This is a genomic window from Aeromonas sp. HMWF015, from assembly GCF_963878965.1.
GTDB lineage: Bacteria > Pseudomonadota > Gammaproteobacteria > Enterobacterales > Aeromonadaceae > Aeromonas > Aeromonas veronii.
In genome coordinates, this window is sequence record NZ_CAWNZT010000440.1 from 1 (window position 1) to 8,806 (window position 8,806).

Genomic DNA, 8,806 nt, shown 5'->3' on the forward strand with positions numbered 1-8,806 from the left:
CGTCTCTATCACCCGGAGAAGGGGGCGCCGACCACCTGGATCTACACCGTGATGCGCAACCAGTGCTTCGACATGCTGCGCCGTCGTCGCGCCAGCAAGGAGGATCTCTGTGCCGAGGAGCTGTGGCCGGTGCTGGAGTTTCAGGCCGAAGAGGAGCACCTGAGCGGTGGTGAGGATGCGGTGCTGACTCGTCAGATGGCCCACTATCTGGGCACCCTGCCGGAGCCGCAACAGCAGGTGGTGCGCGGCATCTATCTGCAGGAGTTCTCCCAGCAGGAGCTGGCGGAGCGACTCGGCGTGCCGCTCGGCACCATCAAGTCCCGCCTCCGGCTGGCGTTACAGAAATTGAAAGAGCAAGTGGAGCAAGGCCATGATTAAAGCCCATCCGACCGACCCTATGCTGCGTGCCTTCGCCGCCGACGAGCTCCCTCTGCCGCTGGCGGTGGGGCTCTCCGCTCACTGTGAACTCTGCCCCGATTGTGCTGCCCGACTGAAGACATTCGAAGAGGAGCTGGCGCAGCAATATCTTGCCTCGCCAGCAGAGCCCGAGCTGGCCTCCCGCGATGAAGTGGGACTGGACGCCGGATTCGACGCCATGCTGGCGGATATTCTGGCGCAGCCGCTGGCAGAGCCCCTCTCCGAGCCAACACATGACCAGCCCCGAGCCCAGCCCGGCGAGCTGGAGGTGGCCGGTCACGCCTACCGCTTGCCGCGGGTGCTGGCCCGCTACCGTTCGCCCAAGTGGCGCCATATCGGGGTCATTCGTCAACAGAGTTTGCCGCTGGACGAGATGGGGGCGCGAGCCAGCTTGCTCCATATCGAAGCGGGCGGTCGCATCCCCGAGCACACCCATCAGGGCTATGAGCTGACCTTGCTGCTGGCTGGTAACATTCAGGATGGCGATACCCTTTACAAGGCGGGAGATTTCATCTGGCGCGATGCCAGCCACTCCCACAGCCCGCATACGCCGGACGGTTGCCTCTGCTACACGGTGCAGGATGCGCCGGTGCAGTTCACCAAGGGGCTGTCGCGGCTGCTGAACGGTATCAGCCAGCACCTCTACTGAGCACCATGACGCCATAGAAAAAGGGACCGGATAGGTCCCTTTTGTCATTTCATTGCAGGCTGCCGGTCAGGCGACAAACACCAGATAGACGGCGAATGCCACGATAAAGCGGTAGATGGCGAACGGGATGAAGTCGATGCGGCGGATCAATGTCAGGAAGGTCTTGATCGCAAACATCGCTACCACGAAGGCGGTGATAAAGCCCACTGCAAACATCGGGAAGTCGGCCATCGAGAGGAAATCGCGGCTCTTGTAGAGATCCAGCCCACTGGCCGCAACCATCATGGGCACTGCCATGATGAAGGAGAACTCGGCGGCGGCGTGACGGCTGATCCCCATCAGCATGCCACCACTGATGGTGGCGCCGGAGCGGGAGAAGCCGGGCCACAGGGCCAGACACTGGAACAGACCGATGCCGAACGCCTGCTTGTAGCTGATGTCATCCAGGGTTTCGGCTGTGACGGCCGGGCGGAACTTCTCGGCGATGATCAGCAGGATGCCCCCCGCGACCAGCGCGTACATGACGGTCTGCGGACCAAACAGGTTGGCCTTGATCCAGCTGTGGATGGCCAGACCGACCACGATGGCGGGCATCATGCCGAGGATGACGTGGATCAGCGACAGGGTGGCGTGATCCCGGGACGGCTTCTGGCCAAAGTGGATGCCAATCAGGCCAAACAGGCGACGCCAGAAGACGGCGACCACGGCGAGGATGGAGCCAAGCTGGATCACCACTTCGAAAGTGGCAGCCTTGGGCCCTTCAAAGCCCAGCAGATGGCCGACGATAATCATGTGGCCGGTGGAGGAGACGGGGAGGAACTCGGTCAGCCCCTCGACGACGCCCAGAATAAAGGCGACCAGCAGGCTATAAGTGTCAGTCATCGAACAAACAATCCTTAACTTCGTTGATGTAAAAACGCCCCGAAAGGGTCTCGGGGCGGCATATCTTGCTCGATTGTGACTGCTGAGGCTATGTAAAAATCATGAATTCTTTAAGTTAGTCGCGGATAAAGCGGTAGCGGGTCTGGTGGTGATAACGCCCGCCCGGCAGCAGCCAGGGGTTGCCCAGCTCGGGGCGATTGGGGCTGTCCGGTAGCTGTTGCGCCTCAAGACAGAAGCCGTCGTGATCCCGGTGCGACAGGCCGCTGCGGTTCGGGGTATTGGCCAGCCAGTTGCCGGTGTAAAACTGCAGCGAGGGTTGGTTGGTGTAGACCTCCATCGCCAGCTGCCTGTCCCCTGATACCACGCGAGCAGCCCACACTTGCGTTGGGCCGTTGAGCACAAAGGCATGATCGTACCCCTTGGCTTGTTGCTGCTGGGGATGACTCAGCCAATCCTGCCCGACAAGGCGCTCTTGGCGCAGATCGAATGGCCCCTCCACCGGAGTGATGGTGATCGGCAAACCGTTCGGGTCGGTCGGCAGGAAGTGGTCGGCATTGATGCTGATGAGGTGGTCACGGACATCGCCGCCATCAGTTTGCCCATCGAGATTGAAGTAGGCGTGGCTGGTGAGGCTGACCGGCGTAGCGGCATCTGTGCTGGCGATGAAATCCACCACCAGATCGTTCTGCTCCAGCCGGTACTCCAGGGTGACCCGCAGATTGCCGGGAAAGCCCTGATCCCCCGCTCGGGAGAGCAGCGCCAGCTTGACCCGATCTGCTTCCAGTTCCTTGATCTGCCAACGCTGACGATGAAAGCCTGCTTGCCCGCCGTGCAGACAGTTGGGTGCCTGATTGGCATTCAGCGGCCAGCGCTGTCCATCACGCACCAGCTCGGCACCGCCGATGCGGTTGGCGAAACGCCCGGCCACCGCACCCAGCCACACCTGCTGGGTGGGATAGGCGTCGTCGGCACAGCCCAGCAGCACTTCACGCCGTTTGCCCGCCACCAGCAGGGTGAGGGAGGTGAGGGTTGCGCCGAAGTCGAGGCTGCGCAGGCGCAGCCCCTCCTCGTTTTCCAGTTCGAATGGCGTCATGGCACTGCTCATAGCTTGCCTGCACCGGCGCTGGCAGAGCAGACGTAGCAGTCAGCCTTGAGGCCAAAGCGCGTCGGATACTCGGCTTCAACTGCGGCGATCACCTCGGCCACCTTCTCGGGGCGCAGCAGGGCAACCACGCAGCCGCCGAAGCCGCCGCCAGTCATCCGCACGCCGCCTTCGGTGCCGATTCTTGCCTTGATGATCTCCACCAGACCATCGATGGCGGGCACTGTGATCTCGAAGTCGTCGCGCATGGCGGCGTGTGATTCGGCCATCAGCTCGCCGAGTCGGGTCAGATCGTGGCTCGCCAGTGCATCGGCCGCCGCTAGAGTGCGGGCATTTTCCCCAACGATGTGGCGAGCACGACGATAGCAGGCCTCATCCAGCCCGGCCTTGCCCGCTTCCAGTCCGGTCAGATCGAGATCGCGCAGCGCCTTGACTCCGTAGTGACGGGCTGCGGCCTCGCACTGCTGACGGCGGGTGTTGTATTCGCTGTCCACCAGACCGCGGCGCACGTTGGAGTTGACTATCAGCACCGCCAGATCGCTGGGCATCGGGATGAGGCGGGTCTCCAGCGAGCGGCAGTCGAGCAGCAGGGCATGATCGGTTTTGCCGCTGGCGGAGATCATCTGATCCATGATGCCGCAGTTGCAGCCGACGAACTTGTTCTCCGCCTGCTGACCGTTGAGGGCGATCTCGGCCTGGCTGATGTCGAGCCCCAGCGCCTCTTTGAAGGCCTGACCGATGGCCACTTCCAGCGAGGCAGAGGAGGAGAGCCCCGCCCCCTGCGGCACGTTGCCGGAGACCACCAGATCGAGGCCGCGCAGGGCATAACCGCGCTCCTGCAGATACTTCACCACGCCGCGGATGTAGTCGCTCCAGCGTTGGCTGGGGTGGTGCTCGATGGGCTGGTCGAGGTCGAACTGGTCGCGCTGGTTGTCGTAGTCGGCGGCGATCACCTGCACTTGTCGGTCATCTCGCAGGCCGATGGCAACGCAGGTCTCGTAGTCGATGGCGCAGGGCAGCACGAAGCCGTCGTTGTAGTCGGTATGTTCACCGATGAGGTTGACGCGGCCGGGGGCGCGCACCAGCAGATCGGGCGCTTTGGCAAATTGCTCGGCAAAAACGGTGCTGACGCGTTGGCTGGGGGTCATAGGGCCTCCTCATTGGTGTGGCTGGTCTGGGTGTAGTGAACGGGGCTCAGGGCACGCAGCCGCTCGGCAGCCTGCTCGGGGGTAAGGTCGCGCTGGGTTTCGGCCAGCATCTCGAAGCCGACCATAAATTTGCGCACGGTGGCGGAGCGCAGCAGCGGCGGATAGAAGTGGGCATGCAGTTGCCACGCCTCGGGGCAATCCGATTTTGGCGGTGCAAAGTGCCAGCCCATGGAGTAGGGGAAGCTGCACTCGAACAGGTTGTCGTAGCGGCTGGTGAGCTCCTTGAGCGCCACCGCCAGATCCTGTTGCTGGGCCTTGGTCAGATTGAGCATGGAGGGGACGTGCGCCTTGGGCAGCAGCAGGGTTTCGAACGGCCAGGCGGCCCAGAAGGGGACGACGGCAAGCCAGTGCTCGGTCTCTACCACGATGCGAGAGCGATCCGCCAGCTCCCGCTCCACATACTCCAGCAGCATGGGGCGGCCATGCTCGGCCAGCCAGTCACGCTGGTGCTGCTCTTCGCGGGCGATCTCGTTGGGCAGGAAGTCGCTGCCCCAGATCTGGCCGTGGGGGTGCGGGTTGGAGCAGCCCATGACGGCCCCTTTGTTTTCAAATACCTGCACCCACTCCCACTGGGCTGACAGCTCGGCGACCTGATCCATCCAGGTGGTGATCACCCCCTCGATGGCGGGCAGCGGCAGCTCGGGCAGGGTCTTGCCGTGATCCGGTGAGAAGCAGATGACCCGGCTGGTGCCGCGGGCGGCTTCCAGTTTCAGCAGGGGATCGCTGGCGCTATCGGCGGCCGGGGTATCCTGCATCAGGGCGGCGAAGTCGTTGGTAAAGACGAAGGTGCCCTGATAGTCGGGGTTGATGTCGCCGGTGACCCGGGTGTTGCCGGCACAGAGGAAGCAGTCGGGATCGTGGGCCTGTTTGGGGGCCTGACTCACCTTCTCCATCTGTCCCTGCCAGGGGCGTTTGGCCCGGTGGGGGGAGACCAGCACATACTGGCCGGTCAGCGGGTTGAAGCGGCGATGGGGATGATCGACGGGGTTGAACATCATCTCTCCTGAATAAGATATGGAAAATTAAAGTCGTTTATTAACGGGGAGCAGGCGGGCCTACTCCTCGTAACCGTTCGGATTGGCGGATTGCCAGCGCCAGCTGTCGGCGCACATAGCGTCTATGTCCCGGGTCGCCTGCCAGCCCAGCTCACGCTGCGCCTTGGCCGGATCGGCCCAGCAGGCGGCGATGTCGCCCGGGCGGTGCGGTTCGATGCGAAATGGCAGCGGCTTGCCACAGGCGGCAGAGAAGGCGGCGACCAGCTGCAACACGCTCTGGCCCTGACCTGTGCCCAGGTTGTAGGTGTGCACGCCACCCTTGTCGGCGCAGTGTTGCAGTGCCTTGACATGCCCCTCGGCGAGATCCATCACGTGGATGTAGTCGCGCACGCCGGTGCCGTCCGGGGTGGGGTAATCGTTTCCAAAGACAGACAAGCAGTCGCGACGGCCGATGGCCACCTGGGTGATATAGGGCATCAGGTTGTTGGGGATCCCTTGCGGGTCTTCACCCATGGTGCCCGATTCGTGGGCGCCGACCGGATTGAAGTAGCGCAGCAGGGTCATGCTCCAGTGGGGCTCGGCCAGCTGCAGATCTTCGAGGATCTCCTCGATGATCAGCTTGGATCGCCCGTAAGGGTTGGTGGCGCTGCGAGGGAAATCCTCGCGGATCGGCAGGCTGGCGGGATCGCCATAGACGGTGGCCGAGGAGCTGAACACCAGATTGTGCACCCCGGCCCGCTTCATCGCCTGTAACAGGGTGAGGGTGCCGCCAAGGTTGTTCTCGTAGTAATCCAGTGGAATGCGGGTCGACTCGCCGACCGCCTTGAGGGCGGCAAAGTGGATCACTGCATCGATCTGTTGCTCGGTGAAGATCCGGTCCAGCAGGGCGGCATCGCGAATATCTCCTTGATAGAACATGGGTTGCTGGCCGCTGATAGCCGCGACTCGAGTCAATACGCTGCGCTTGCTGTTGCAGAGGTTGTCGACCACCACGGGATTCATACCTGCCGCTTGCAGGGCCAGACAGGTGTGGCTGCCGATATATCCGCAACCGCCGGTGACCAGAACGTTCATCTTGCTCTCCACTGAAAAGTGTCTGGAAGCAGTCTAGCCGAGGGTGTGGCGACCAAACTGTGAGCTTGCTTGCAAAACAGTGTAAACGATTACACTGTTTTTATGGTCATCCTGACGGCAGATATACGTTTCACCCCTGTTTTCAATGGGTTTGCTGGGTATAATGGCGCTCTATTGCACAGTGAAAGAAGTGAAAACAGCATGAGCACCATCAAGGATGTCGCCCGTTTGGCCAATGTGTCGGTGGCAACGGTTTCACGGGTGATGAACAACTCCCCCAAGGCCAGCGCCGCGTCTCGCGAAGTGGTGCAGAAGGCCATGGCCGAACTGGGCTACACCCCCAACGCCAACGCGCGGGCACTGGTGAGCCAGACTTGCGACACCATGGGGGTGGTGGTCGGTGATGTAGCCGATCCCTTCTTCGGTGCACTGGTGAAGGGGGTATCCGGCATCGCCGTCGAGCAGAACCTTCACCTGCTGATGGGTAACGGTTTTCACAAGGCGCGTCAGGAGCGTGAAGCGATCGAGTTGCTGATCGGCAAGCGCTGCGAGGCGCTGGTGGTGCACAGCAAGGCGCTGAGCGACGAGGAACTGTGCGATTACGCCATGCGGGTGCCCGGTATGGTGCTGATCAACCGCGATATTCCGGCCCTCAGGGGGCGCTGCATCGCTCTCAACAACAGGCTGGGTGCGGCCACGGCGACCCGCCACCTGATCGAACTGGGTCACCGCCATATCGCCTTTATCAGCTCGGATCACGCCATCGAGGATGCCACCTTGCGCCTGCAGGGTTATCAGGATGGACTGATGGAGGCGGGTCTGGCAGCCGATCCCGAGCTTATCGAGAGCGGCACGCCGAACGAGGAAGGGGGCGAGCGCGCCATGCTCAATCTGCTGGCCAAGGGGCTCAAGGTGACCGCCGTGGTTGCCTATAACGATGCCATGGCGGCGGGCGCCATCTCAGTGCTGGCCGACAACGGCCTGCGAGTGCCGGAGGAGGTTTCGGTGGTGGGCTTCGATGACATCATCTATGCCAGATACCTGAGGCCCAAGCTCTCCACCATGCGCTATCCCATCGAGTTGATGGCGGCCCAGGCGGCCAAGCTGGCCATTCAGCTGGCGGCGGGGGAGAGTGACGCGACCCAGAGCCGGATCTATACCCCCACCCTGATCAATCGCCACTCGGTGGCACCGGTTCGGGCCGGATAGCCCCCTTTTGCGGCCCTGTTCGGGGCCGTTTCTTGTACAGTTATTGTTTTACCTGTTTTTAATCATTTTTACTCCGCTTTACTTAAAAAAATTAGTGTAATCGTTTACATCTGTGTGAGCGAGATCGCCGTTCCCTGCGTCATACTTCTCTAGACTGAATACGTTTTTCAATCAGCAGGGAGAGAGTGAATGCTCAGGGAGATAGTGGCGCGTCAGGATTGGCAGACTCAGGCCATTACGTCGGTAAACCGTCTGGCTGCCCATACCCCCATGTTCAGCTGGCGCAGCGAAACGGATGCCAGGGGTGATCTGGCCTCTTCCTCCCGTCTCTTGCTCGATGGCGAGTGGCGCTTCTCCTTCTTTGCCGCTCCCGAGCGGGTGCCCGAGAGTTGGCTGGCGCAGGATCTGGTGGATGCTTGCCCCATTACAGTGCCGGGCAACTGGCAGCTGGATGCCGCCTATCCGGCTGCGCGGCCGCTCACCGATGGCCCCATCTACACCAATATCAAGTACCCCTTTCCCTGCGATCCGCCGCGAGTGCCAGCAGAGAACCCCACCGGTTGCTACTCACGCGAGTTCGAACTGTCCGCCGACTGGCTGGCCAGCGGTCAGAGCCGAATCATCTTCGACGGGGTGAGTAGCGCCTTCCACCTCTTCTGCAACGGCCGCTGGGTCGGTTATTCTCAGGACAGCCGCCTGCCCGCCGAATTCGATCTGACCCCATATCTGCAGAGCGGTCGCAACCGGCTGGCGGTGCTGGTGCTGCGCTGGTCCGACGGCTCCTATCTGGAAGATCAGGATATGTGGTGGCTGTCGGGGATCTTCCGCTCCGTCAGCCTGTTGCACAAACCGTCCCGCCATCTGATGGATATGCGGGTGACGCCTGAACTGGATGCCTGCTATCGGGATGGCCGTCTCAAGATTGCCCTGCAAGTGGCCAATGGGGCCGGTCTGTCGGTGGAGGCCAATCTCTATGACGGTAGCGAGCGCGTCGCGACTCTATGCCAGCCGATCGGCTCCCAAGCCATTGATGAAAAAGGGGCATATGACGATCGCGCCGAGTTCTGGCTCGACGTGGCTGCGCCGCGCAAGTGGAGCGCCGAGACGCCCCATCTCTATCGCCTGACCCTGACCCTGCTTGATGAGCAGGGTCAGGCCATCGAGAGCGAAGCGTGCGATGTGGGCTTTAGGATGGTGGAGATCCGTGGTGGCCTGCTGCGGGTCAACGGTCAGCCGCTGCTTGTTCGCGGTGCCAACCGTCACGAGCATC

At 62.1% G+C, this 8,806-nt stretch carries 9 protein-coding genes; 4 read left to right on the plus strand and 5 right to left on the minus strand.

The genetic code is table 11. From position 1 onward, the window contains the following. The coding region (locus AACS18_RS22720; RefSeq protein WP_108611943.1) for a sigma-70 family RNA polymerase sigma factor at positions 1-378 on the plus strand (378 nt) is incomplete at its 5' end. Further along, positions 371-1,066, plus strand: a complete 696-nt coding sequence (locus AACS18_RS22725; protein WP_108611944.1) for a ChrR family anti-sigma-E factor — start codon at positions 371-373, stop codon at positions 1,064-1,066. The genes AACS18_RS22720 and AACS18_RS22725, both read left to right, overlap by 8 nt. A 66-nt stretch (positions 1,067-1,132) precedes the next feature. Here AACS18_RS22725 and bacA read toward each other — a convergent pair whose 3' ends face one another. From bacA to galE, 5 genes are all read right to left on the minus strand, one after another. Continuing rightward, positions 1,133-1,948: an undecaprenyl-diphosphate phosphatase gene (bacA, locus tag AACS18_RS22730; protein WP_021230740.1), complete on the minus strand. Its 816-nt coding sequence runs from the start codon at positions 1,946-1,948 to the stop codon at positions 1,133-1,135. Positions 1,949-2,063: 115 nt separating this feature from the next. Continuing rightward, a complete protein-coding gene (galM, locus tag AACS18_RS22735) occupies positions 2,064-3,053 on the minus strand; it encodes a galactose-1-epimerase (protein ID WP_108611945.1) in 990 nt (329 codons plus the stop codon). Next, positions 3,050-4,198, minus strand: coding sequence for a galactokinase (galK, locus tag AACS18_RS22740; protein WP_108611946.1), 1,149 nt, complete (start codon positions 4,196-4,198; stop codon positions 3,050-3,052). The genes galM and galK overlap by 4 nt, the downstream gene beginning before the upstream one ends. Then, the gene (locus AACS18_RS22745; protein ID WP_108611947.1) at positions 4,195-5,253 is read right to left on the minus strand and encodes a UDP-glucose--hexose-1-phosphate uridylyltransferase; all 1,059 of its coding nucleotides are present in this window, start codon (positions 5,251-5,253) and stop codon (positions 4,195-4,197) included. The genes galK and AACS18_RS22745 overlap by 4 nt, the downstream gene beginning before the upstream one ends. 60 nt (positions 5,254-5,313) lie before the next feature. Beyond that, entirely contained in the window at positions 5,314-6,327 is a 1,014-nt protein-coding gene (galE, locus tag AACS18_RS22750) for a UDP-glucose 4-epimerase GalE (RefSeq protein WP_108611948.1), read from the minus strand. A 201-nt stretch (positions 6,328-6,528) separates the two neighbouring features. Here galE and AACS18_RS22755 point away from each other — a divergent pair, with 201 nt between their 5' ends. Further along, positions 6,529-7,536 (plus strand): substrate-binding domain-containing protein, encoded by a 1,008-nt coding sequence (locus tag AACS18_RS22755; RefSeq protein ID WP_076494102.1) that lies wholly within the window; start codon positions 6,529-6,531, stop codon positions 7,534-7,536. Between the two features lie 189 nt (positions 7,537-7,725). Next, positions 7,726-8,806: sugar-binding domain-containing protein (locus AACS18_RS23765; RefSeq protein WP_374956601.1), on the plus strand; the 1,081-nt coding region annotated here is incomplete at its 3' end.